The 24,720-nt window shown below is 61.8% G+C and carries 24 protein-coding genes; 22 read left to right on the top strand and 2 right to left on the bottom strand.

The features are described from left to right. Positions 1–9: 9 nt before the first annotated feature. A complete protein-coding gene (locus B5526_RS39205) occupies positions 10–531 on the bottom strand; it encodes a hypothetical protein (protein ID WP_172842143.1) in 522 nt (173 codons plus the stop codon). On the opposite strand from B5526_RS39205, the gene B5526_RS39210 reads away from it, so the two are divergent. From B5526_RS39210 to asnB, 16 genes are all read left to right on the top strand, one after another. Continuing rightward, complete coding sequence (locus B5526_RS39210; RefSeq protein ID WP_172842144.1) at positions 499–1,020, top strand: acyltransferase; 522 nt, start codon at positions 499–501, stop codon at positions 1,018–1,020. The two genes, B5526_RS39205 and B5526_RS39210, sit on opposite strands and share 33 nt — an antisense overlap. Further along, positions 1,017–2,747 carry an ATP-binding cassette domain-containing protein gene (locus tag B5526_RS29975; RefSeq protein WP_154071528.1) on the top strand — a complete coding sequence of 577 codons (1,731 nt, stop codon included), beginning with the start codon at positions 1,017–1,019 and terminating at the stop codon, positions 2,745–2,747. The genes B5526_RS39210 and B5526_RS29975 overlap by 4 nt, the downstream gene beginning before the upstream one ends. Further along, positions 2,728–3,597, top strand: coding sequence for an FkbM family methyltransferase (locus B5526_RS29980; RefSeq protein ID WP_244562096.1), 870 nt, complete (start codon positions 2,728–2,730; stop codon positions 3,595–3,597). The genes B5526_RS29975 and B5526_RS29980 overlap by 20 nt, the downstream gene beginning before the upstream one ends. Further along, complete coding sequence (locus tag B5526_RS29985) at positions 3,598–4,503, top strand: glycosyltransferase (protein WP_079543377.1); 906 nt, start codon at positions 3,598–3,600, stop codon at positions 4,501–4,503. Then, on the top strand, positions 4,500–5,180 hold the full coding sequence (locus B5526_RS29990) for a class I SAM-dependent methyltransferase (RefSeq protein WP_079543378.1): 681 nt from the start codon (positions 4,500–4,502) through the stop codon (positions 5,178–5,180). Before B5526_RS29985 ends, B5526_RS29990 begins: the two co-directional genes overlap by 4 nt. Before the next feature lie 7 nt (positions 5,181–5,187). After that, entirely contained in the window at positions 5,188–5,787 is a 600-nt protein-coding gene (locus B5526_RS39505) for an acyltransferase (RefSeq protein WP_079543379.1), read from the top strand. Between the two features lie 386 nt (positions 5,788–6,173). Next, positions 6,174–6,365, top strand: a complete 192-nt coding sequence (locus tag B5526_RS39805; RefSeq protein WP_433994670.1) for an acyltransferase — start codon at positions 6,174–6,176, stop codon at positions 6,363–6,365. A 23-nt stretch (positions 6,366–6,388) separates the two neighbouring features. Continuing rightward, a complete protein-coding gene (locus B5526_RS30005; RefSeq protein ID WP_079543381.1) occupies positions 6,389–6,799 on the top strand; it encodes a hypothetical protein in 411 nt (136 codons plus the stop codon). Beyond that, positions 6,783–7,904, top strand: coding sequence for a DegT/DnrJ/EryC1/StrS family aminotransferase (locus tag B5526_RS30010; RefSeq protein ID WP_079543382.1), 1,122 nt, complete (start codon positions 6,783–6,785; stop codon positions 7,902–7,904). The genes B5526_RS30005 and B5526_RS30010 overlap by 17 nt, the downstream gene beginning before the upstream one ends. Before the next feature lie 5 nt (positions 7,905–7,909). Further along, on the top strand, positions 7,910–9,094 hold the full coding sequence (locus B5526_RS30015) for a glycosyltransferase family 4 protein (protein WP_172842145.1): 1,185 nt from the start codon (positions 7,910–7,912) through the stop codon (positions 9,092–9,094). Between the two features lie 25 nt (positions 9,095–9,119). Further along, positions 9,120–9,962, top strand: coding sequence for a glycosyltransferase family 2 protein (locus tag B5526_RS30020; RefSeq protein WP_079543384.1), 843 nt, complete (start codon positions 9,120–9,122; stop codon positions 9,960–9,962). 16 nt (positions 9,963–9,978) lie between these two features. Beyond that, positions 9,979–10,719: a DUF268 domain-containing protein gene (locus B5526_RS30025; protein WP_079543385.1), complete on the top strand. Its 741-nt coding sequence runs from the start codon at positions 9,979–9,981 to the stop codon at positions 10,717–10,719. 33 nt (positions 10,720–10,752) lie between these two features. Next, positions 10,753–11,499 (top strand): class I SAM-dependent methyltransferase, encoded by a 747-nt coding sequence (locus tag B5526_RS30030; protein ID WP_197688375.1) that lies wholly within the window; start codon positions 10,753–10,755, stop codon positions 11,497–11,499. Between the two features lie 3 nt (positions 11,500–11,502). Then, positions 11,503–12,723, top strand: coding sequence for a CgeB family protein (locus B5526_RS30035; RefSeq protein WP_079543386.1), 1,221 nt, complete (start codon positions 11,503–11,505; stop codon positions 12,721–12,723). A gap of 2 nt (positions 12,724–12,725) precedes the next feature. Next, positions 12,726–13,622, top strand: a complete 897-nt coding sequence (locus B5526_RS30040; RefSeq protein ID WP_172842146.1) for a glycosyltransferase family 2 protein — start codon at positions 12,726–12,728, stop codon at positions 13,620–13,622. Further along, positions 13,622–15,589, top strand: a complete 1,968-nt coding sequence (asnB, locus tag B5526_RS30045; protein ID WP_079543388.1) for an asparagine synthase (glutamine-hydrolyzing) — start codon at positions 13,622–13,624, stop codon at positions 15,587–15,589. The genes B5526_RS30040 and asnB overlap by 1 nt, the downstream gene beginning before the upstream one ends. Before the next feature lie 58 nt (positions 15,590–15,647). Here asnB and B5526_RS30050 read toward each other — a convergent pair whose 3' ends face one another. After that, the gene (locus B5526_RS30050; RefSeq protein ID WP_079543389.1) at positions 15,648–16,613 is read right to left on the bottom strand and encodes a lysylphosphatidylglycerol synthase transmembrane domain-containing protein; all 966 of its coding nucleotides are present in this window, start codon (positions 16,611–16,613) and stop codon (positions 15,648–15,650) included. 205 nt (positions 16,614–16,818) lie between these two features. Between B5526_RS30050 and B5526_RS30055 the strand changes: the two genes are divergently transcribed. From B5526_RS30055 to murJ, 6 genes are all read left to right on the top strand, one after another. Beyond that, complete coding sequence (locus B5526_RS30055; protein ID WP_079543390.1) at positions 16,819–18,102, top strand: nucleotide sugar dehydrogenase; 1,284 nt, start codon at positions 16,819–16,821, stop codon at positions 18,100–18,102. A gap of 18 nt (positions 18,103–18,120) precedes the next feature. Next, positions 18,121–19,137, top strand: a complete 1,017-nt coding sequence (locus B5526_RS30060; RefSeq protein ID WP_079543391.1) for an NAD-dependent epimerase — start codon at positions 18,121–18,123, stop codon at positions 19,135–19,137. A gap of 12 nt (positions 19,138–19,149) precedes the next feature. After that, positions 19,150–20,562: a mannose-1-phosphate guanylyltransferase/mannose-6-phosphate isomerase gene (locus B5526_RS30065; RefSeq protein WP_079543392.1), complete on the top strand. Its 1,413-nt coding sequence runs from the start codon at positions 19,150–19,152 to the stop codon at positions 20,560–20,562. A gap of 219 nt (positions 20,563–20,781) precedes the next feature. Then, positions 20,782–21,801 carry a Gfo/Idh/MocA family protein gene (locus tag B5526_RS30070; RefSeq protein ID WP_079543393.1) on the top strand — a complete coding sequence of 340 codons (1,020 nt, stop codon included), beginning with the start codon at positions 20,782–20,784 and terminating at the stop codon, positions 21,799–21,801. Positions 21,802–21,842: 41 nt separating this feature from the next. Then, positions 21,843–22,994, top strand: a complete 1,152-nt coding sequence (locus B5526_RS30075) for a DegT/DnrJ/EryC1/StrS family aminotransferase (RefSeq protein WP_079543394.1) — start codon at positions 21,843–21,845, stop codon at positions 22,992–22,994. Between the two features lie 173 nt (positions 22,995–23,167). Then, a complete protein-coding gene (gene murJ, locus B5526_RS30080) occupies positions 23,168–24,697 on the top strand; it encodes a murein biosynthesis integral membrane protein MurJ (protein WP_079543395.1) in 1,530 nt (509 codons plus the stop codon). The last annotated feature ends 23 nt before the right edge of the window (positions 24,698–24,720 follow it).

The raw sequence follows: 24,720 nt of genomic DNA on the forward strand, positions 1-24,720 counted from the left end.
ATCGCTATTTCACAGCATCGGCGCCTGCTCGGCGTCGTTCGAGCTATCCCCGCAGCCGCGCGGCTGATCTTCAACAAATCGTATGCCCTCCGGCATCTCCGAAACCGCTGGCGTCACCCCGGGCTCGACTGTGACCCTACCATCAATTTCGCAGGCGAGGGTTTCATGGAATACGCGCCTGGAGCAAGTCTTGCCGCGGGCTGCAATGTCGTGCTCGCGCGCGGGACTCGCCTTATCTTGGGCCGGCACTGCTCCATCGGTAGGCAAGTCGAACTCGGACCCGATCCGGCAATCGCTGTCGGAGATTACACATCCATCCAGGACCGTTGCATTATCCTGGGAAATGTGCGGCTCGGCAGGTACTGCGTTCTTTCCTATGACATCTACATCTCGTCTGGAAATCACGTGTTCGATGGTCGGCCGGCGGCTCTGATCAAAGATCAGGATCGTGAATTCGCGGGAACAGTCGACGCCCTTCGGTCCGTTGAGGATCTGGTCGTGATTGAAGATGATGTCTGGCTCGGCGTCCATGTCGTGGTGATGCCGGGGGTTACGATCGGTCGTGGCTGCGTGGTTGGGGCCAATTCCGTCGTTACGCGCAGCTTGCCGCCGTACAGCGTTGCGGCCGGAGTGCCGGCGCGAGAGATCCGGAAGCGACTGGAATTCACGCCGCCAGCGGCGATTGATTGGCAAAAAGAAGACGATGTTCCCTATTTTTACCGAGGCTTCGAAACGTCGGCCGAAGAGCGGCGCAATCATGCGAAGGAGGGCGGGCATTTGGCGGCCGGCGACTTTGCTTTATCGCTAAGACCGGGGCCACGCGGTAAAATCTGCGTTCGCATGAAAGATTTGTCTGGGGGGCGGGCTATCGTCGAGAGCTGCGGCAAGTCCTATGCGCTATCGGATGCGGTAGCCGACTATGAATTCGACGTCGACAAGAGAGAGTGCAATCGACCGGCGACATCCACTTTTTCCGTGAAGGATGGTCCCGTCGTCGTGACCAGCGCGTGGACCAGATGACCGTCCTGCAACAATTGCAGTATCTTCGCGCCCTATTTGCCTTCGCATTTCGCAACAGTCCGCTTCTGCCGGTGGGCCTTGTTCTCTCGGTTGTCTCGGTTTTTCTCGAATTGGCGGCGATGGCGAGCCTGATGCCGCTTGCGACCATCGTTGCGGGCGGATCTGCGCCGAGGGAAGCAATGGTTGTGCGTGTCCTTCGCTTCGCTGGGATCGATGCTACCGGGGATAGAATACTGCAGTTCTTCCTTTTGTTGTTTGCGTGCCGGATATTGACACAACTCATCAGCCAGACGCTGACGATCTATCTTAGCAGACGGATGCTGCTTCAGCTCACCTCGCAGGCATTTTCGGCGCTGATCTTCGATGTTCCTGTCAAGGTACTTGAACAAAAGAGCATCGGCTATTTCATTGGTCTGGCCGGCGATGAGGCAAGCCGGGCCAGCAACCTCATCGCCGTAATCTCACAATTCTTGACGACAGCGCTGCTGGCGGCGCTTTACTTCGCGGCCATCGTCTCCTATTCCGTAGTGATTGCGTTCGCCGTTCTGGTCTTTCTGGCGGTGACGTTCCTGGCGCTGTTCGAGTCCTTTCGGGTCTCGCACCGGCTCGGTGTCCGCCAGGTGGAACAATCGCACTCCGCTGGCTCGCTCTTTCTAGATGCGCTCAACGGTTTGCGCTCGGTACGCTCGTTCTCGGCAGAAAAATATGTCACGCAAAGCTACTACGGCCAGATGCACGGTTATGTGCGCACGCTGGCCACGATTGACGCAGTGGCGCTTTTCGCTCGACTGGGGCCGGCTCTGATCCTTCTGGGGTCGGTTGCGATCCTCAGCGCATGGCCTGCCGCGCGAGAGAGTTTTTCTCTGGATTTGCCCTTTCTCGTCACCATGATTATTCTTCTGATGCGCTTCTTCCCGATCGTGGGCCAGGGACTCAATCTCGCGCTTCGTGTGGTCGCGGATGCCCGTGCCGGTCGCGATGTGACGCAGATCATCGGGCAGTATCAAGCAACATCGCGCGCCGGATCGTCCCGATCAAACGTCGGTGCGATCGAGCGGATCGAAGCAGTAGACGTCCATTTTCAACACCTCGACGGCAAGCCAGTTTTACAAGGTTTCAACGCCCGGTTCGTCAAAGGGAGGAGCTATGCGCTGATCGGAGTTTCCGGATCGGGCAAGTCGACGTTCCTGGATTTGCTGCTCGGCTTCTTCTCACCGGCCAAGGGAGCCATTCTCGTGAACGGCCGTTCGTCTGACGAGCGGAGTCAGGGGGATCTGCGAGGCAAGATCATCCTTGTAGCGCAGGACGCCGCCATATTCAACGACACGATGGAAAGCAATCTGTGCCTGGGCATTGAGGCGTCCCATACGGAGGTGGAGAGGGCTTGCGGGATTGCCTGCATTCACGAGTTCATCCAGGAGATGCCTGACGGTTATCGGACGATCCTGAATTATCGCGGCACCAACCTGTCCGGCGGTCAAAAGCAGCGCATCGGGATCGCACGAGCCGTGCTACGCCATCCTGATGTCTTATTGCTCGATGAGAGCACGAGCGCCTTGGATGCCGCCACCCGAGAGCAGGTTGTTGGAAATCTGCTGAAGGAATTCAAGGACCGAATTGTGGTGTTTGTTACACACGACGCGTTCGTCATGTCAGCGGTTGACGAAGTGCTTGACCTCTCTCTCATCCGCAATGATTCGACCGCTGTTGTTCCATCCGTGGCATGAGGGCCGAACAGCCAATCATTTGCGTCACAGCAAGCGCAAAGACCTGCCTCCTGCGGGCCTCGAATTTCCGGATGCTGAATCCCATGTGCGAATTGTTCGATCGTTGATTTCCATGGTAAAGCGACTGGTGCGCGCGGCCGCTCCCTCGTGGGCTGTCGAGGCGGTGAGGCGTGGCCTCGAGAAATTTGACCCGTTCGTCAACCTTGCATACTCGCAGGACGGTGAGGACATGATCCTGCGGCGGCTGTTTGAGCGGCAGAAATCCGGATTCTATGTCGACGTCGGTGCGCATCATCCCTATCGGTTTTCCAACACCTGCTATTTTTATCGGCGGGGCTGGCGCGGCATCAACATCGACCCCAATCCTGAGGCGATCGAGGCGTTTTGTCGCCATCGCCCTTCCGACACCAATATTTGCGTCGGCGTCTCGGATGCGGGGGCGAGCCTTTCATTCCACTTTTTCAACGAACCTGCGCTGAACACGTTCGATTCCGAACTGGCGGCGGAACGTGTACGCCTGCCCGACTATCACTTGCTGGAGACAAAGAGTGTCCCGGTTCGGCGGCTGGATGATCTGCTTGCTGAATACCTTCAGCCTGATCAGCAAATTGATTTTCTATCGATCGACGTGGAAGGCGTCGATTTGTCCGTGCTTCGTTCGAATGATTGGAGCGTGTTCCGTCCTCGCATATTGCTGGTTGAAGCTCGTCGGCGATCCGTTTCGGGAATCGAGACCGATCCGATCAATCGTTTTGCAGTTGCGGCCGGTTACCAATTGATCGCCAAGACGCTCAACACGCTGATCTATGAAGACGGGTCAAGTACGGCTGCGTCGGGCAGGGTATCCTGAATGCCCGATCTCGCCCCCATCGTGCTGTTCGTCTACAACCGCCCCGACCACACGCGCCAGACGCTGGCCGCGCTCGCCGCCAATCCGCTGGCTGCTGACAGCAATCTGATCGTCTACGCGGATGGCCCGAAAAGGCCGGAACATCGGACCTCGGTCCATGCAGTTAGGGACCTTGTCCGGCGCACAAGTGGCTTCAAATCAATCGAGATTGTCGAAAGGGAGGCCAATCTTGGGCTAGCCAATTCGATTGTTTCGGGCGTGTCGGAGGTTTGTGCGGACCGCGGTCGTGTCATTGTTGTCGAGGATGACCTAGTCGTTTCGCCCGATTTCCTGGCGTTTCTAAATGCAGGACTGGAGCGCTACGCCGACGAACGAAACGTGATGCAGATCTCCGCCTACGCGTTTCCGGCACACGACCAATCGACGTCCCGGACTTTCTTTCTGCCGATGGCCTCATGCTGGGGCTGGGCGACCTGGTCGCGCGCCTGGGCGGCGTTCGATCCCAGGATGTCGGCGCTCGCGAAGCTCGACGACGATCCGGTCGCGCGCCGGCGGTTCAATATCGACGATGCCTACGACTACTACGGCATGGCTTGCCTGCAGCGCCAGGGCAAGATCGATTCTTGGGGCATATGCTGGCAACTGAGCCTGTTCGCGTGTGGTGGTCTCGTGCTTTATCCGCGCGACTCGCTGGTCTACAATGCGGGCATCGATGCGTCCGGCACGCACGGGATGGGCCAGACGGCATTTCAGCGCAAGCTCGAAAATCGTGCCATCGAGGTAGGCGGACTGACCTGGCCGGCGATGGTTGCGGCCGACGAATCCGCCATGGCCGAGGTCAAACAGTTGCTCCGGGCCAACCGGCCCGGAGTGTTGCGAAGGATCATTGGGCGTCTCAGAGCATGAAGCAAATCATTAGGGATCTCTGTCCGCCGCTGGTGTGGCGAAAGCTGCAGGATGTTCGCAATCAGGTTCGCCCGCACCAGGTCAAAACCAGCGGTGACAACCAGGACCTCGATCTCTACTGGACCCCGGAAATGGCGCAGGTGCTCGAAACCTGGGCCGCCGGCAACGCCTGGCTCGAGGTGCAATTCCTGATGGCGAACTGTGAAGGCAAAGTGCTCGATATCGCCTGCGGCACAGGCAAAACCATGACCCTGCTTGACCGGACCAGGCTCGACATCAAGGGATGCGACATTTCCGATCTGTTGATCAAAAAGGCGGTGGAGCGCGGCCTGCCGGCGGAAAGCCTCGAAGTCTGCGATGCGACCAAGCTTCCCTTTGCGAACGGTGAATTCGACTATTCTTACTCGATCGGATCGCTCGAACATTTCACCGAGGAGGGGATCGGAAAGTTCATCGACGAGGCGTCGCGGGTCACCAAAGTCGGCTCGTTTCACATGATGCCGACGTCACGCTCCGGCAAGGACGAAGGCTGGATGAAGACCTATCAGAGCTTTCACAATTGTTCGCCATCCTGGTGGGTCAGCAAATTCGAGAAGCAGTTCAAGCGCGTGCGCGTGCTCGATTCCAACTGGAACGACCGGATTTCGATCGGAAAATGGTTTCTCTGCTACCATTGAGTGCGTCTTGATCGATCGCCTGGCCTACGCGCTGCTCGCTTTCCCCTCGCGGATCCGCGACAGGCTTTGGGTGGCGAAGCTGCGCCGCTATTGCTGCGCGGCCGAGGATGCCGAGTTCACGCCGCAGACATCGATCCACAATCCATTCGCGAGGGCGGCCGTCGGCATCGGATCGCGCAGCCTCTTCATGGGTGAAATCAACATTATCACCGACGCGGCAAAAGTCCGGATCGGGGACTGGTGCTTTGTCGGGCCGGGCGCCAAGCTGTGGGCGATGGAATCGATCGACATCGGCAGCCGGGTCTTCGTTTCGCACGGCGTCCAGGTGTTCGATAATAATTCGCACAGCCTGTCCGCGGGCGAGAGGCACGAGAGGTACAGGGAGCTTCGTACCGCCGGCCGTCATTTGACGCCCGAGGCGGTCGTGCACCGGGCGATCAGGATCGAGGATGACGTCTGGATCGGCTTCAATTCGGCGATCATGAAGGGCGTGACCATCGGACGCGGCGCCGTCGTCGGTGCAGGCTCGGTCGTGACCCATGATGTCGAGGCTTATTCGGTCGTTGTCGGAAATCCGGCGCGCGTCGTCGGCCAGAGCAAGACGTGATCGATCTTCTCCGCAAGCTTGTTCACCGCAACCGTGCCCGCGAAAACCGCAGCCGGGTGACGCGGCTCGGCGACGGAACGCGGCTCGACGGGGTGATCGATCGCCGGGCCGCCGGCGCAGAGATCAATATCGGAGCCCACTGCCTGATCCAGGGCCAGATCGTGGCCGAGCGGGACGAGAGCAGGGTCGATCTTGCCGATCGTGTCTTGCTCGGAGGAGGGTCCGTGATCGATTGCGCGCTCTCGGTTACCGTGGAACGCAATGTCCTGATCAGTTACGCCTGCCTCATTGCGGACGCGGACAATCACAGCCTGTTCCCCGAGCTGCGCGTCAATGATCTCGCGACCTGGATGGACGGTCGCCGCCACGACTGGTCGCACACCGAAATGGCGCCAATCCGGATCTGCGAGGGCGCGTGGATCGGTGCACGGAGCATCATCCTCAAGGGTGTTACCATCGGCGCCGGGGCCGTGGTAGGGATGGGAAGCGTCGTGACCAGGGATGTACCTGCGCGCTCCGTCGTGGGCGGCAACCCCGCGCGGGTGATCCGGGAAATCGGACCGGCGCCCGGGACATGACCTTCATCTGAACTGGATAGGCGATGGCTTATGAAAGAATAGAACGCGACGGCACGCTCTATGCCGAGGTGATATGGGCGGGCACGTCAGTCGAGAAAAGCCGCTTCTTTTCCGAGCAAGGATCGTCGTTGCAATTCGGGCTGCTGGCGCATGAGGCGGGATTTGTCGAGCCCGCGCATTATCACCATCCGATCAAGCGCGAGATTTCCGATCTGCAGCAGATGCTCGTCGTGCAGCGTGGCGTCCTCGCTATCGAATTCTATGCGCCGGATGGCGCCAAATTCCACGAGGTCGTCTTGCGCGTGGGCGATGCCATCAATCTCGTTCACGGCATTCACGCGGTTCGCGTGATCGAAGACATGCAGTGTGTCAGCGTCAAACAAGGGCCGTTCTTCGGCGACAAACTCGATAAGGTCAATGTCAGCACCAGGTAAAATAGCGGTTCATGAGCCGGATCTCGGCGAAGAAGAGATCCAGTCCGTTCTCGATGCCCTCCGTCGCGGCGAAATATCGGGCTCCTTCGGCAAGGCGCTGCCGGAATTCGAAGCGCGGTTCGCCGCCTATGTCGGCTGCAAATACGGGGTAGCGGTAACAAGCGGCACGACGGCGCTGCAACTCGCCTCGTCCGCCGCCGGAATTGGCCGAGGCGACGAAGTCCTGATGAGCGCGTCGACCAATATCGCCACCGCGCTTGCGGCCTATCACAACGGCGCGGTGTCGGTTCCCATCGACTCCGAATCGGTGACATGGAACCTCAATCCGGACTTGATCGAGGGGCTGATCACGCCGCGCACCAAGGCGATTATCCCCGTGCATCTGTTCGGTCATCCCTGCGCGATGGACAAGATCATGGCGGTCGCGCGCAAGCATGGTCTGGTCGTGATCGAGGATTGCGCGGAATCGCATGGCGCGACCTGGCAGGGGCAGATGACCGGCAGCTTCGGCGACATGGCCTGCTACAGCTTCTATGCCAACAAGATCATCACCACCGGCGAGGGCGGGATGGTCGTCACCAACGATCCCAAGCTTGCGGAGCGGCTGCGGCTGTTGCGCAACCTCGGGTTCGGAAAGCCGCGATTTTTTCACGAGGTGCCGGCCTATAATTTCCGGATGACCGGCATGCAGGCGGCGCTCGGCCTGGCGCAGCTCGCAAAGATCGACCGTTTCATTGCCGAAAAACGCCGGGTCGCCGCCACCTACAACGAACTGCTGGTGAATATTCCCGGCGTTCAGACGCCAGCGGAGCTGCCGGGAGCGCTCAACGTCTATTGGATGTATGCGATCGTGATCAAGCCGGAGTTCGGCCGGACCCGCGATGAGCTTGCCGGCATTCTGCTGGAGCAGGGCATCGAGACCAGGACCTTCTTCTGTCCGATGAACATGCAGCCGTTCTTGCGGGCCCAGCAAGGCCATCGCGATATCGCCTGCCCGGTTGCCGAAGGATTATGGAGGGACGGCTTTTATTTACCGTCGGCCAACCAGCTCGCTCGTCCGACGATTGCCCGCGTCTGCGAGGCGATCGCCGCGGCAAGACGCTGAATTCGATGCACGTTGCGGCCGTCGTCGCCGGGTTCGATCCGCAATCCGGCGGCGGACACACGTTCGAGCGGGAGATCCTCGAAGCCCTGCGTCAGGCCGCGGCTTCGTCAGCGCACCGCTTCACCGTGCTCTGCCCGGAGCCGTCGGCCGCGGCCCTTGCGAAGGAAATGTCCGGGAGCTTGCCGGTGGTCGGGGTGCCACGCCGCACCGGACGGCTCACCGCGATGGCGTTCCGCGAGATCGAGAGCGTACGCGCGCATTGGCGCCGCCAGAGCGATATCGATCGCGTCGCAGCGGCGAACGGGATCGAGTTCGTCTGGTTCTTGAGCGCGCAGCCCGATCGCACCGACATTCCCTTCATGACGGTGGTCTGGGACCTCCAGCATCGCGCAACGCCCTGGTTTCCGGAGATGAGCGCGGGCGGAATGTGGGACGGACGGGATTCCGTTCATCGCTGGTTCCTGCAGCGGGCCAGTAAGATCATCACCGGCACCCGGGCCGGTTGCGAGCAACTGACGCAGTACTTCCAGATTTCGGCGGAAAACATTCTGACACTCCCGCATCCGACGCCGTCTTACGTGTTCCGCGAGAATCAAGCCGCGCCGGCGGACGCGATCGAGCGCCTGGGGATGAGGCCGCCTTACGTGCTTTATCCCGCGCAATTCTGGCCGCACAAGAACCACGTCAATCTGTTGCTTGCGATTGCGGATCTGAAGAGAAAGGGAACGGCGGTTGCAGCCGCCTTCGTCGGCTCGGACCAGGGCAACCGCCAGTTTGTCGCGGATGTTGCGGCGCGCGAGGGAATCTCCGACCAGGTGCATTTTCTAGGTTTTGTCGAGCGGCCCGTTCTGGTTGCGCTGTATCGGCAAGCGCTGGCGCTGACCTATGTCTCCTGGTGTGGTCCGGAAAATCTGCCCCCGCTGGAGGCGTTTGCGCTGGGCTGTCCAGTTATCGCGACGCGCGTTCCGGGCGCGGAAGAGCAGTTGGGTGATGCCGCGTTGTTTTGCGAGCCCGGCGATCCCACGAGTATTTCCGGAGCGATTGCGAAAGTTCTCGACGATGCGGCGCTTCGCTCGCGGCTTGTCGAGGCCGGCCGCATCCGCGCCAAGCGATTTTTACCGGCCGATTTTGTCGCGGGCGCGCTGAAATTTCTCGACGAGTTTTCCGCCATTCGCCGCTGCTGGCCTTGAGCTGAAGCGATAAGCGATCTCTCCCGTGCGCATCTCCGTCGTCACGCCATCGCTGAACATGGCGCCGTACCTCGAGGACACCATCAAATCGGTGATCGGAAATCTGAAGGCGGGCGACGAATATTTCGTCATCGATGGCGGTTCGACCGACGGCAGCATCGACATCATTCGCCGCCATGAAGATCGCATCACCGATTGGGTCAGCGCAAGCGATGCCGGCTACGCCGACGCTCTCGCAAAAGGCTTCGCGCGGGCCAGCGGCGACATCCTGTGCTGGATCAACGCCGGCGATATGTATCTGGCCGGCGCGCTCGATGCCGCACGAAAGCGGATGACCGAGGATCTCGACATGATCTTCGGCGACGATTTTTACATCGATGAAGCCAACAAGATATTGGCCTACAGCCGCGGATGGGTTCCGGATTTGCGGATGGCGATGTTGTATGGCGGCTGGACGCCGCTGCAGGATGCCTGCTTCTGGCGCCGCAGCCTGTATCAGAAGATCGGCGGGGTCGATCGTTCGCTGCGATATGCCGCGGACTATGACCTGTTCCTGCGCATGGCGATTGCCGGCCGCACCGGCTATGTGCCGCTCGCCTTCAGTGCCTTCCGGCGGCATGCCGGGCAGAAGTCGATCTCGGGCTCGGCGGCTTACGAGGACGAACGCAAGCGGGTCCGGGCCAGGGAAATCGGCGGATGCCGGTCCGCTTCGGCCATGAAGGCGCTCTACCGCTGCTTCACTCGGGTGGCGATGAGCGCCCGCGCCCGCCTCGCACCGCTATTGTGGCGCCGGCCGGATCTCGTGGGCAGGCTGGTTACGAGCCTGCCGTGTGCGGGTTACTGGCCGGCCGTGCCGGATCGGCTTTGAGTTCGGTCGGCCTGCGATGAAAGAATTTGCCAAGCGCTGGATCGGCGCGATCGTCGACTGGCGCCGCCTGGTCTCGCTGCGATATCTTCCGCGCTATGTGGCGGACTGGCTCGCGTTTCGCCGGCAGGCCGGATCCTGGTCCGTCAAAGCCGCCGACTCCTATCCCTGCCTCGCGGACCGGCTGTCGGCGACACCGTTCGATCCGCATTACTTCTATCAGGGCAACTGGCTTGCCCGGCGGCTGGCGGACGCCAGGCCGCGCCAGCATGTCGACATCGGGTCGAGCGTGCTGACGGTGGGCGTGCTTTCCGCCCATGTGCCGACCATCTTTGTCGATTACCGGCCGCTCGTCGTCCGCCAAAGCGGATTGAACTGCGTCGCGGCCGATATCAATCGTCTGCCGTTCGCGGACCGCTCGGTGGCAAGCCTGTCCTGTCTGCATGTGATCGAGCACATCGGCCTCGGGCGATACGGCGATCCTGTCAATGCCGACGGGGCCCGGCTCGCCGCGGAGGAGTTGCAGCGCCTGGTCGGCGAAGGGGGTACGCTTTATCTGTCAACGCCGATCGGCCGGGAGAGGGTCTGCTTCAATGCGCATCGCGTGTTCGCGCCGGCCACGATCCTGTCGCTATTTGCGCAGCTCAGATTGACCAATTTCTCCTATGTCTCGGACGATGGCACGCTGCATCAGGACACGGCTCCGGCGCTGGTTCCGCAGCTCGACTATGGCTGCGGTTTCTTCGAGTTCCGGCGGTAACGCGGTTCGGTTGTCTTTGGGGACGTCTTGTTAGTGCTGTCAGCCCTGCGCCGCCGCTTTGCGAGCAGCGATCTGTTCGCTTTCAACCTGCGCAATCGCGACCGCTGGATCGCCGAGCAGGCCGCGAGTGTGCCCAAGGGATCGAAGGTGCTCGATGTCGGGGCCGGGTCGGCGCCATACCGTGCGCTGTTTGCACATTGCGACTACAAGACCCAGGATTTCGCCCAGCTGAAAAACGATCAGCTGCGGCACGGCGGCTACGCTCCGATCGATTTTGTCTGCGAGGCGAACGCCATTCCCGTACCCGATGCGTGTTTCGACGTCATCATTTGCACCGAGGTGCTGGAGCACGTTCCCGAACCGATTGCCGTGTTGAAGGAATTCGGCCGGATCATCGCGACCGGCGGCCGCCTGATCCTGACCGCGCCGCTCGGGTCAGGCATTCATCAGGAGCCGTATCATTTCTATGGCGGCTATACGCCGTATTGGTACCGGCGGTTTCTGCAGGAGGCCGGATTCGATTGCATTGCCGTAACCGCCAATGCCGGCACCTTGCGCCATGTCGCGCAGGAAACCATCCGGTTTGCACGTATGACGCGCCCGCTCGGCTTTGCCGCACCATGGCATATTCAGTTGCTGTGGTTGCCGTTCTGGCTCGTTCTCGCGCCCGTTCTCGCGCTCGGCGTTCCGCTGGCGGCGAAACTACTTGACCGGTTCGATCGCGAGCAGCGCTTTACCGTCGGCTATCACGTGACGGCCATCCGTCAGCGCGCCGCCTGATCCATGAAAATCCTGTGCGTGTTGAGCCGTTATGCCTATGGCAAGCCGGAGCGCGGCGAAAATTACGATTACGTCCATTTCGTTCCGGCGTTCGAGCGGCTGGGGCACGAGGTTTCTTTCTTCGATTCGGGCGACCGCTCGCTGCATGGCGATTTCGCCGATCTCAACATGGCGCTGCTCGATCGGGTCGCGCGCTTTCGTCCCGACCTGATCTTCTGCGTGCTGATGCACTACGAAATCTGGTTCGAGACCCTCGATCTGATCCGCCAGGCAAGCCCGGCGGTCGTCGTCAACTGGGGAACCGACGATTCCTGGAAGTTCGCCCAGGCCTCGCGGTTCTTCGCCGAACACGTCGATCTGCATGTGACCACCGATCGTGCGGCGGCGGAGACCGCGCCGTCACGCGGCCTTGGCAATGTGTTTCTCTCGCAATGGGCGGCCTCAGCGGCGACATCGCTTGAGCCGTGCTCGTCGCAATCCTGCCATTACGACGTCAGCTTCGTAGGCTCCATGTATGGCTATCGCGCCGAGTGGATCGCGGCGCTCCGCGCAAGCGGCATCGCGGTGTCGTGCTTCGGCCATGGCACCGAGAACGGCGTCGTCAGCGCGGCGGAAATTCCGGAGATTTTCCGGGCCTCCCGCATTTCGCTGAACTTTTCGGGCTCGGGTCAAAATCCAGGCGGCGCAGGCAGCCTCGATCAGCGCCAGATCAAGGCACGAACGTTTGAGGTGCCGGGGGCAGGCGGCTTTCTGTTGACGGAAGTTGCACCCGAACTGGAACAATATTTTGCCGTCGGCAGCGAGATTGCGGTGTTTACTTCGCCGGGCGAACTCGTCGAGAAAGCGCGCCATTATCTTGATCACCCCGGCGAGCGCGACGTCATCGCGCGGGCCGGTCACGCGCGGGTGATAACCGAGCATACCTACGAACGGCGCATTTCCGAAATCCTGGAAAAACTCCGGCCGCTCCAGGCCGCGCGAAAAACTCAGCTATGGGCTCTCTCGGTCGATGCGCTCGCGGCGGCTGTCGAGCAGCATCGCCATAAAGGTTTTGCCGGAAGGCTCCGCTCGCTGTTGATCGCCGCTTTCTCGCTTGTGTTCGGGAGCGAACGCGGCCCGCGCGCGGCGCGACGATTTAGCTATGAGCTTTCATGGCGGCTCGCGGGCGCGACGACCTATCGCGCGCGGGGCTTGCCGGGCCGGCTGTTCTACGCCGAGAGCTGAGCTTGTCCCAAGCATCGCATCAGGACGAGCGCCCGCTGGTGTCCGTCATCATGGCCATGCGCAACGCCGCGGAGACGATCGGCAGCGCCGTGCGCTCGATCCAGCTGCAGACGCTGCAGGATTGGGAACTGATCGTCATCGACGATGGCTCCATCGACCAAGGCGCAGCGATGGTCCGGACGTTCGACGATCCGCGCATCCGGCTGGTTTGCGAGGCTTCCGGCGCCGGGCTTGCGATGCGGCTGAACCAGGCCGTGGCGCTGAGCCGTGGGGTTTTCATCGCCCGCATGGATGCTGATGATGTTTGCTTTCCGGATCGGCTTGCGCGGCAGATTGATCGATTGCGACAGGAGCCACAGCTTGATGTCCTCGGGTGTGGGGCCGTGGTTTTTAACCGCAACGCCCGGCTTGTCGGCGAATTGCCGGTCGGTCTGTCACATCAAGAAATTACGGCACAGCCTTTTCGCGGCTTTCCTTTTCCGCACCCGACCTGGTGCGGCCGCGCGGAATGGTTTCGCAAGCACCCGTATGATGCGCGACTGATGAAAACCCAGGATCAGGATTTGCTGCTGCGGACTTTCAGAACCAGCCGCTTCGCCGCACTCGATGAAGTGTTGATGGGGTATCGTCAGGACGCACTGGAGCTAGCCAAGATGCTGTTGGGGCGGCGGATGTTCATCGGTTCGTTGTGGAGATATGCGCGGCATTCCGGAGAGTTTTTGCCCGTCTGGAAGGGGATCGCGATGCAGCTCGTCAAGGGAGGTGTGGACGTTGCGACCATTGGTCTGGGCCTCAACCGGTTGGCTCAGCAAAACCGGCTGAAGCCGGTTCGTCCCGCGGTCGCGAAACAATGGCAGGATTTGCAGGCGCGTCTCGGCCGCGCCGGGGAAATAGACTGATGTGCGGGATCGCAGGGCTGTTCCGCCCGGGCGGCGGCGACGAAAGCGCGCTCGCCGGCTACGCGAAGCGGATGGCGGACGCGCTCGCCCATCGCGGCCCCGATGCCGGCGGCGTCTGGACCAATGCCGCCGCAGGCGTGGCTTTCGGCCACCGCCGGCTGTCGATCCTCGATCTGTCTGAGGCCGGCGCCCAGCCGATGCGCAGCGAGTGCGGCCGCTTCACCGTCACCTTCAACGGGGAAATCTATAATCATCTCGATATTCGCAGCGAGCTCGAGGCAGACGGCGCCGGGGCGAACTGGCGCGGGCATTCCGATACGGAGACGCTGTTGTATGCGGTCCGGCACTGGGGCGTGGCCGGCGCGCTGCAGCGCCTTATCGGCATGTTCGCCTTCGCGCTGTGGGACGAGAAAGAGCGCATGCTCGCGCTGTGCCGCGATCGCTTCGGCGAGAAGCCGTTGTTCTATGGATGGTGCGGCGGCGATCTCGTCTTTGCTTCCGAACTGAAGGCGCTGGCGGTTCATCCGGAATGGTCGCCGTCACTGGACCGTACGGCGCTGACGGCGTTCATTCGGTATTCCTACGTTCCGGCGCCGTCGACCATCTGGCAGGGCATCAGGAAAATTCCATCCGCGTCGTTTGTGACGTTTGCCGCCGATGCGTCACCGGGATCGATGCCGGAATCAGTTCCCTACTGGTCGCACCGGGAACAGGTCGTCGCAGCACAGGGCGCACGCATCGGCAATGAGGCCGAGGCGAGCGAAGAACTGCAGCGGCTGTTGTCGATCGCGATCAAGCGCCAATGCCTGTCGGATGTGCCGCTCGGGGCGTTTCTGTCGGGCGGCATCGATTCCTCGACCATCGTCGCGCTGATGCAGGCGCAGGCGAGCCAGCCGGTGCGGACCTTCACGATCGGCTTTGCCAACAGCGCGTTCAACGAGGCCGACGACGCACGCAAGGTCGCCTCGCATCTCGGCACCTCGCACACCGAACTTACGGTCGATCCGAAGACCGCCATGGACGTGATCCCCACGCTGCCGCGGATGTATGACGAGCCGTTCGCCGACTCCTCGCAAATTCCGACCCATCTGGTGGCCGCACTGGCACGTCAGCACGTCACCGTGGCGCTGTCCGGCGATGCCGGCGACGAGCTGTTCGGCGGCTACAACCGGCATGTCTGGGGCGGCCAATTGGACGCCCGGTTCGGCAAGATGCCGGCTCCGCTCAGGCGGGTCGCGAGCGCGCTGCTGAATGCGGTCTCGCCGGAGCCGGCCGGCAGCCTCGCACGTTTGGCGGAGCCGTTGCTGCCGTCGCGGCTGCGGGTCCGCAGGGCCGGGGATCAGGTGGCAAAGCTCGCGCGCATCATCGGCTCGAAATCATTCGACGATATGTATCAATTGCTCTGTTCGATCGACAGCGATCCGTCGCAAACGGTGCTGCACGGCGACGAGCGCGCCGACTGGTCGACTGGCGAGATGAACAAGGTGACAGGCCCGCTCGATCCGCTCGATCGCATGACGCTTGCGGATTCGCTCAGCTATCTGACCGACGATATTTTGCAGAAAGTGGACCGGGCGGCGATGGCGGTGAGCCTCGAGACGCGGGTGCCGTTCCTCGACAAGGATGTCGTCGAATTCGCCGCGAAGATCCCGCCGCACATGAAGGTTCGCGCCGGGCGGGGCAAATGGCTGGTGCGGCAGGTGCTCTATCAGCATGTCCCGGCGGCCTTGATCGATCGGCCGAAGGCCGGCTTCAGCATTCCGCTCGACGACTGGCTTCGCGGTGCGCTGAAAGCGTGGGCCAGCGATCTTTTGTCACCGGACCGATTGCGCCGGCAGGGATTGTTCGACCCAAAGCGCGTCGAGCAAAAGCTTGGCGAGCATATGAGCGGCCGCCGCAATCACGGCTATTGGCTCTGGAATGTGTTGATGGCGGAGGCCTGGCACGACGCGTGGTGCGCGCAATGACGACCCAAGATCGCGTCACGGAAATCGGCCGGTCGAGATCCGGGCTCTTGGGCGAGCTCTAGAATTCTTCCCTTACTTCGCTCACCTCCATCGGCGCGGAAGTCTTCTCCGCGCTGAAGATCCAGACCAGCCCTCCGACGCAACCCACGATGAATGACACCGCGCCAAACAAAATCGAAACCACCGTTCCATCCGTTTGCGCCAGCCCCGCGTAGCCAAACGCGACCATCATCGTCGCCTCGCGTACCCCCCAGCCCGCGATCGAGATCGGCATCATGGTGATCAGCATGATCGGAGGGATCAGCAAGAATAATTGCTCGAAATCGGCGGGCGCCGAAATCGAGCGAACGGCGCACCAGGCGATCACCACGGCCAGCACGTGGATCGAGAGCGACAACACGGCGATCTTCGGCCCGCTCCGCCGGTCGAAGATCACCTTGTTGGCGATGACCGAACAGGCGTGGACATGTCTGGTCGGCCACCAGGTCTTCAGCCAGTTCCACGGCAGGTGACCGAGCAAAAGAAAGCCCAAGCCGCCCGCGAGCGCCGCGAAATCGACAAGCACAAGCGCGAGCCGGCCGTTATGGTCGGCGATCATGCCGTAGCTCCACGGCAGGCTGGCGACGATGATCAGGGCCAGTGCGATCAGCCCGATGGCCCGATCGGTCAATATCGAATAGGTCGCCGCGCGCCACCCTGCGCCGGTGCGGTTGACGAGCCAGAGGCGCACCGCGTCGCCGCCAATCGAGGAGGGCAGCGTCTGATTGAAAAACGCGCCGATCATGTTGTAGCGGAAGGCCTGCAGATCGGTCAGCGGTGCCCGGCATAGTTGCGAGATTTCACGCCAGCGCAATGCGCCGATGAAGATCTGAACCACCGTTACCAAGAGGGCGAGCGCGATCCAGCCGAGATTGATCTGGCTAAGGCGCGACTGAATTGCCGTAAAATTGATCCCGCGCAGCGCCAAATAAAGCAGCGCCAGCGACACCAGAATTCGGATAGACAAAACAAGAAACGGACGCATTCCAGGCCGTGTTCGCTGATTGGTTAAAATGATCGAAGGCGAGTGCGCCGGGCGCTCCTTCCCCGCCTTGGTATGGCTTTAGCGCCGCCAAGGCAATAACCCTGGCAAAGACGGCCCGCACACCCCTTGCGGTGCCCACGGTGCGGCGGCTAAACAGTCGGCGGAACCGCGTCAAGGGGGTCCCGAGAGGCTGGAATATCATTTGATGTCACACCGCCGTAAGATCGCGGTTATCGGCTTGGGTTATGTCGGATTACCGGTGGCGGCAGCGCTCGCGCGCGCAGGTCACCCGGTCGTCGGTTTCGATGTCGATCGGTCCCGCATCATGGAACTAAAGGCCGGCCGGGATCGCACGCGCGAGGTTGAACCTTCCGACCTGAAGCTTGCTTCACTGAGCCTTACCACCGAGGCAACGGCGCTGCGAGCCTGCGATTTTTTTATCGTGACTGTTCCAACCCCGATCGATGTCGCGCGCAGGCCTGATCTCGGCGCCATGTTTGAAGCTTCGCGGCTGGTCGGCGCCGCGCTCAAGAAGGGTGACGTTGTCGTCTATGAATCGACGGTCTATCCCGGCGCGGTGGAAGATGATTGCGTGCCGATCCTCGAGCAATGTTCCGCGCTCAAGGCCGGCTCGGATTTCAATGTCGGATATTCACCCGAACGCATCAATCCCGGCGACAAGGAACATCGCTTCGAATCGATCGTGAAAGTGGTCTCGGCGCAGAACCGCGAAACCCTCGATATCGTCGCGGAGGTTTACGGATCCGTGGTGACGGCCGGCATCCACCGCGCGCCCTCGATCAAGGTCGCAGAGGCTGCGAAAGTTATCGAAAACACCCAGCGCGACCTCAACATCGCGTTCATGAACGAATTGTCGCTGATTTTCCATGCTCTCAACATCGACACCGGCGACGTGCTGGCGGCTGCCCGCACCAAATGGAATTTTCTGCCGTTCCAGCCCGGCCTGGTCGGCGGCCACTGCATCGGGGTCGACCCCTATTACCTGACCTTTCGCGCGGAAAAAGCAGGCTACCACCCCGAAGTCATCCTGGCCGGTCGCCGCATCAATGACGGCATGGGTCAGCACGTCGCGCGGGAATGTGTTCGGGGGCTGCTTCGTCGAAAGGGCAGTGGAGGGACCGTCACCATACTCGGCCTGACCTTCAAGGAAGACGTTCCGGATACCCGCAACTCTCGCGTCGTCGACATCATCCGCGAGCTGGAGTCATTCGGTCTGTCGGTGCAGGTACACGACCCCCTGGCGAACGCCGCCGATGCCAGGCACGACTATGGCGTGTCGATAACCGAACTTGAGGCGTTGCGACCCGCCGATGCCGTTGTTCTGGCTGTCGCGCACGCAAGCTATCTCGATGGCGGTTGGCCGCTGATCCAGAAATTGTTGGCCGGCGGCACGGGTCTCGTGCTCGATGTCAAGATGAAGCTCGACCGCGGCCTCAAGCCTGCCGGCATCGAGCTTTGGCGGCTCTGAGGCAGGACCGGAGACAGGATGTCGGACAAAGCGGTACTGGTCACCGGAGCTGCCGGCTTTATCGGATTCCATATTGCGCAGCGTTTGCTGTCGGCTGGCCGCGTGGTCGTTGGACTCGATGCCGTCAATGATTATTACGATCCCAAACTGAAGGAAGCCCGCCTCGATATATTGAAGCGCGATCCGAATTTCAGTTTTGTGAAGCTCGATCTGGCAAATCGCGCGGCAACAAGCCTACTTTTCGCGCAGTACCGCTTTCCTGCGGTCATCCATCTCGCCGCGCAGGCGGGCGTCCGCTATTCGCTGCAGCATCCCCATGCCTATATCGATGCAAATATCGGGGGTTTCATGAACGTGCTGGAGGGGTGCCGGCATAATGATTGCAAGCATCTGTTGTTCGCATCCTCGTCTTCAGTCTATGGCGCCAACACCAAATTGCCGTTTTCAGTGCAGGATAATGTCGATCATCCGGTCAGCCTTTATGCGGCATCGAAAAGAGCCAACGAACTGATGGCGCATGCCTACAGTCACCTGTATCGCATTCCCGCAACCGGTCTCCGGTTCTTTACGGTCTATGGTCCCTGGGGCCGTCCGGACATGGCGATGTTCATTTTCGCCAAAGCGATCACTGAGGGGAAGCCGATCAAATTGTTCAATGGCGGCAACATGCGCCGCGATTTTACCTTTGTCGACGATGTCAGCGAGGCCATCATGCGCCTGATCGATCGTCCACCACAGGGCAATCCGGGTTGGTCCGGCGCAAAGCCCGATCCAGCGACCAGCGCCGCGCCGTGGAAGATCTACAACATCGGCAACAGCCATCCGGAAGATCTGATGCACGTGGTTTCGCTTCTGGAAAAACAGTTCGGCCGCGTCGCCGCCAAGGAGATGTTGCCGATGCAGCCGGGCGACGTGCCGGCAACCTATGCCGACATCGATGATCTGGCGCGCGAGATCGGGTTCGCCCCGGCCACCACGATTGAAAATGGTATTGCAAAGTTTGCAAAATGGTATCGTGACTATCACAACCTCTGACAGCAGGGCGCAATGAGCAATCGTATCATTCCACTGATCATGTGCGGCGGCGCCGGAACGCGGCTGTGGCCGTCCTCGCGCGAGGGCCGACCCAAGCAATTTTTGCCGTTGTTCGGGGTGCGCTCGACCTTTCAGGATACGCTTTCGCGGGTGTCGGATGCGGCGCTGTTCGAGCGGCCGATCGTCATCACCAACACGGCCTACCGCTTCATGGTGCTGGAGCAACTGGCCGAGATCGGGCTTGAGGCCGATATCATGCTGGAGCCGATGCGGCGCGATTCCGGTCCGGCGATCGCAGCCGGCGCGGCCTTTGCGCAGACGCGCGACAGTGAGGCGATCGTTCTGGCGCTCGCCGCCGACCACGTCGTGCGCGATACCGATGCCTTTGTCGCCGCCTGTCGCCAGGGACTGGTCGCGGCGGCCGCGGGGCGCATCGTCACCTTCGGCGTTGAGCCCGAGCGCGCCGCAACCGAATACGGCTATATTAGCGCCGGCGAGCCGGTTGCCGGCGAGGTCCGCGCCGTCGCCAGATTCGTCGAGAAGCCGGATCCGGCAAAAGCCGCCGAATACGTCAAGGCCGGTTATTTCTGGAACAGCGGCAACTTCATGTTTCGCGCCGGCGTCCTGCTCGATGAATACCGCAAGGTCGACACGGAGAGCGTGCAGGCCGTCGCCGATTCCGTCACCAAAGCGGGGCGCGATCTCGGATTTGTCACGCTCGATTCAAGCGCGTTCGGATCGGCGAAGGCGATCTCGATCGATTATGCGGTGATGGAAAAGACCTCGCGCGCCGCGGTGGTGCCGGTCAAGTGCGGCTGGTCCGATGTCGGCTCCTGGCATGCGGTGTGGGAACTGTCGGACAAGGACGGCCAGGGCAACGCCGCGCAGGGCTCGGCCGTGTTCGAGGATTCCCGCAACTGCAACGTTTCGACCGACAAGGCGCTGGTTGCGCTCGAAGGCGTTGATGATCTCGTCGTCGTGGCGACGCAGGACGCCGTGCTGGTGTCGCGCCAGAAGGATGCCAACGGCCTGAAGCGGCTGGTGGCGAAATTGAAAACCGTGGCGCCTCAGGTCACGGAAGAACATCTCAAGGTGCACCGTCCCTGGGGGTCGTATCAATCGATCGACATGGGCGAGCGCCATCAGGTCAAGCGCATCATCGTCAAGCCGGGCGGCCGGCTCTCGCTGCAGAAACATCACCACCGATCCGAGCATTGGATCGTGGTGCGAGGTGCCGCGCGGGTGACGGTCAACGAACTCGTCAAGGTCGTGCACGAGAACGAATCGATCTACATCCCGATCGGCGCCACGCATCGGATGGAAAATCCCGGCAAGATTCCGCTGGAGCTGATCGAAGTCCAGACCGGAAGCTATCTCGGCGAGGACGACATCGTCCGCATCGAGGACGATTACCGGCGCGCCTAGGCGAATCGGGCTGGTCGCTTGACTTGGAACCGTAGCTTTTTGGGCCGGGTATGGTGCTTAAGCCGGCGGCAGGATGCTGTAATTTTTTGAATCAAAACGTGTCCGGGATCGCGTCTCGGCATTCGCCACATGTGTGGCGACGTGCTAGAGAGCCATCGGGATGTCCTTGGGGATATTCGTGGGGATGTTCGTGGCGCAGGAATTATCGGGGTTGCAGATATGACTTCCAGGGAAGGGGCATCGGCCGGGAAGGCCGAGGCGAAACGTGCGCTTCGCATCGGCGTCATCGGCGCCGGCGTCATGGGCAGCAATCATGCCCGCGTGCTCGCCGGCTTGCCGGATATTACGCTGGTCGGCGTCGTCGATCCGCTACCGGCGCACCGGACGCGCGCTACGGAAATGACGGGCTGCCGCACTTTTGCTGATCTCGACGCGTTGATCGTCGAAGGGGTCGACGCGGTGACCATCGCCGCACCAACCCACCTACATCATGAGATCGCGCTCGCCTGCATCGGGCAGGGCATTCACGTCCTGGTCGAAAAGCCGATCGCCTCTTCGGTGGAGGAGGGGCGCGACATCGTCGCCGCCGCCCACCGCGCCGGCGTGACGCTGATGGTCGGTCATGTCGAACGCTTCAATCCGGCGGTCGCCGCCATCAAGCAGGCGATCTCGGGCGAAGACATCCTGTCGATCGCGATCACCCGTGTCGGCCCGTTTCCGCCGCGGATGTCGAATGTCGGCGTGGTCATCGACCTCGCCGTGCACGACATCGATTTGATCCGCTGGTTCACCGAGTCCGATATTGTCGAGGTGCAGCCGCAGCTCTCGAGCGCCGTTGCCGAGCGCGAGGATATTGCGCTGTTGCAGTTCCGCACCGCCTCCGGCGTGCTCGCCCATATCAACACCAACTGGCTGACGCCGTTCAAGGCGCGCAACGTCACGGTCGCGACCCGCGGCAAATATGTCATGGGCGATCTCTTGACGCGCCAGGTCACCGAATGCTTCGGCTTCAAGCCGGACGGCGCCTACTCGATGCGCCATCTGCCCGTCGGCCATGACGAGCCGTTGCGCGTCGAACTGATCGCCTTCCTTCACGCGGTACGCTCTGGTGGGGCGCCGGCGGTGAGCGGCGACGAAGCTGTCGCCAGCCTCGAAATCGCGACCCGCTGCCTGGAAACGCCCTCAAAACCCGCCGCGGCCTCTCCCGCGCGCAAGGGGCCGCGGCGGGTCGTCGGCTGACCGCGCTCCTGATGTCCCCCTCTCAATCCCTGCAAGGCTCCATGAACCAGCATCTGCGTCCGGAACCCGTCCCCTTCATCGACCTCGCCGCGCAGCGCCGCCGGCTCGGCACCTCCGTCGACGAGGCGGTTTCCCGGGTGCTCGCCCATTGCCAGTTCATCAACGGCCCGGAAGTGACGCAGCTCGAGGCGGCGCTTGCGGCCTTCAGCGGGGCCAAGCATGTCGTGAGCTGCGCCAGCGGCACCGATGCGCTCCTGATGGTGCTGATGGCAAAAGGCGTCGGCCGCGGCGATGCGGTGCTGTGTCCGTCCTTTACGTTCTGCGCGACCGGTGAGGCGGTGGCGCTGACCGGCGCGACGCCGGTATTTGTCGATGTCGACGAGGCGACGTTCAACATGAGTGCGGATTCGCTCAAGCGCGGCATCGCCACCGCGAAAAAACTTAGGCTCAAGCCGGTGGCGGTGATCCCGGTCGACCTGTTCGGGCAGAGCGCCGACCATGACGCGATTGCCGCGATCGCGGAAGCTGAGGGGCTCTTCATACTTGATGATGCGGCGCAGGCCTTTGGCGCCAGCTACAAGGGCCGCCGTCTCGGCACTTTTGGGCTAGCCACTGCTACGAGCTTTTTCCCGGCAAAACCGCTCGGCTGCTTCGGCGACGGCGGCGCGATCTTCACCGACGACGCCGAACTCGCCGCGACGCTGCGCAGCGTTCGCGTCCATGGCCAAGGTTCTGACAAATACGACAATGTTCGTCTCGGGCTGACCGGACGGCTCGACACCATGCAGGCGGCGGTCCTGCTCGAGAAACTGAAGATCTTCGAGGACGAAATCGCCGCGCGCGACCAAGTTGCGGAACGCTATGCGCGCGGGCTCGGCAATGTCGTGACGGTGCCGCGGCTCGCCGGCGGCAGCACCTCGATCTGGGCGCAATATACCATCCGCCTGCCCAGGGGTTGCGACCGCGACAGTTTTGCCGCGGCGCTGAAAGCGCAGGGCATTCCGACCGCGATCTATTATCCGAAGTCGATGCATCAGCAGACCGCGTATAAGGATTTTCCGGTCGCCGACGGCGGCCTGCCGGCCTGCGAGCGCTTGTCATCCGACGTCATCAGCCTGCCGATGCACGCCTATCTGGACGAACCGACGCAGGAGCGGATCATTAAGGCTGTGCGCGGCGCCATTTCAACCTGATTTTTGCCGTTTTGAAGCGCTGCCGTATGGGCCATAGCGTTTTCGAGCGAAGCATGCCCTCGGACTCGATCCGGGGGTGGATACCGGGTCGCGTTAAGAAAACGCGTCAAAACAAAGAAACTAGCGCTTCGGTTCTGATGCAATCGGAACCGAATATGCGCTAGAAGCGGCGCATGCTCGGACGCATCTTCACCGTCGGCGGTTATACGCTGCTCTCGCGGCTGACCGGTTTTGCCCGCGATATCATGCTCGCGGCGATCCTCGGCGCGGGTCCGGTGGCGGATGCGTTTTTCGTGGCGCTGCGGCTGCCCAATCATTTTCGCGCGATCTTTGCCGAAGGCGCTTTCAACGCGGCGTTCGTGCCGGCCTATGCGCATGTCCACGGCGAACGCGGTGAAAAATCCGCGAAATTATTCGCCGACCGCATCTTCACCCTGCTGTTTGTCTCGCAGCTCTTGCTGCTGATCGTGGCATGGCTGTTCATGCCGCAGGCGATGAGTATTCTGGCGCCCGGCTTCACCGAGGACGCCGAGCAGCGGCGGCTCGCGATCGAGCTGACGCGGATCACCTTTCCCTATCTGCTGCCGATCACGCTGGTGACGCTCTATGGCGGCATGCTCAACGTCATGCACCGCTTTGCCAGTGCCGCCGCGGCGCCGATCTTTCTCAACATCGCGATGATGGCGACGCTGGCGCTCGCCGCTTTGTTTCCGGGACCCGGCCATGCCGCGGCCTGGGGCGTGCTGGTTTCGGGCTTTCTGCAATATTTTCTCCTGGCCGGCGATCTCGCCTTTCATGGCGGCCTGCCGCGGTTCGCTTCGCTCAAGCTCGACGACGATGTCCGCGCCTTCTTTGCAGCACTCGGGCCCGCGACGCTGGGCTCGATGGGAACGCAGGTCGCGCTGTTTGCCGATACCATCATCGCAACCTTCCTGCCCGCCGGCGCGCTGTCGGCGCTGTATTATGCCGACCGGCTCAACCAGCTGCCGATCGGCGTGATCGGGATTGCGATCGGCACGGTATTGCTGCCGGAAATGTCGCGGCGGCTGACCGCGGGCGATCACCAGGGCGCGATGGCCTCGCAACGGCGGGCGTTCGATTTTACGCTGTTGTTTTCGGTGCCGTTCGTGGCGGCGTTCCTGACCGTGCCCGATGTCATCATGCGCGCGATGTTCGCGCGCGGCGCGTTCTCGAAGGCCGATGCCGCGTCCGCAGGCGCGACACTCGCGGCCTACGCGGTCGGGCTGATCCCGTTTGTGCTGATCAGGAGCGCGGTCGCGACCTTTTACGCCCGCAAGGATACCGCAACGCCTGTGAAGGCCGCCCTGATCGGGGTCGCCGCCAATGTCGCATTGAAAATTGCACTGGTCGGCACGCTGGCGCAGGTCGGTCTCGCGCTCGCGACCGCGGTCGGCGCCTGGATCAATCTTTTGTTGGTGACAGGTTTTGCGGTGCGGGCAGGGTACCTCGAATTCGACCGCGCCTTTGTGTTGTCGCTGATCAAATTTTTCGGTGCCGGCATCGTGCTTGCCGCGGCGTTGTGGCTGGCCGCACGCCTTGCTGCGGCGCAACTCACCCATGTCAGCATGCTGCGGGATGAAACCACATTGGTTCTGCTGATCGTGGTAGGTACGGTCGTCTATGCCGGATCGATCCTGCTCGTGTTCGGCAGGGGCTGGCTGAGATCGCTGGTGCGGAGCTAAAGGCGTTTGCGCTTCGCCGCGAA

Source organism: Bradyrhizobium lablabi (assembly GCF_900141755.1).
GTDB classification, from domain to species: domain Bacteria; phylum Pseudomonadota; class Alphaproteobacteria; order Rhizobiales; family Xanthobacteraceae; genus Bradyrhizobium; species Bradyrhizobium lablabi_A.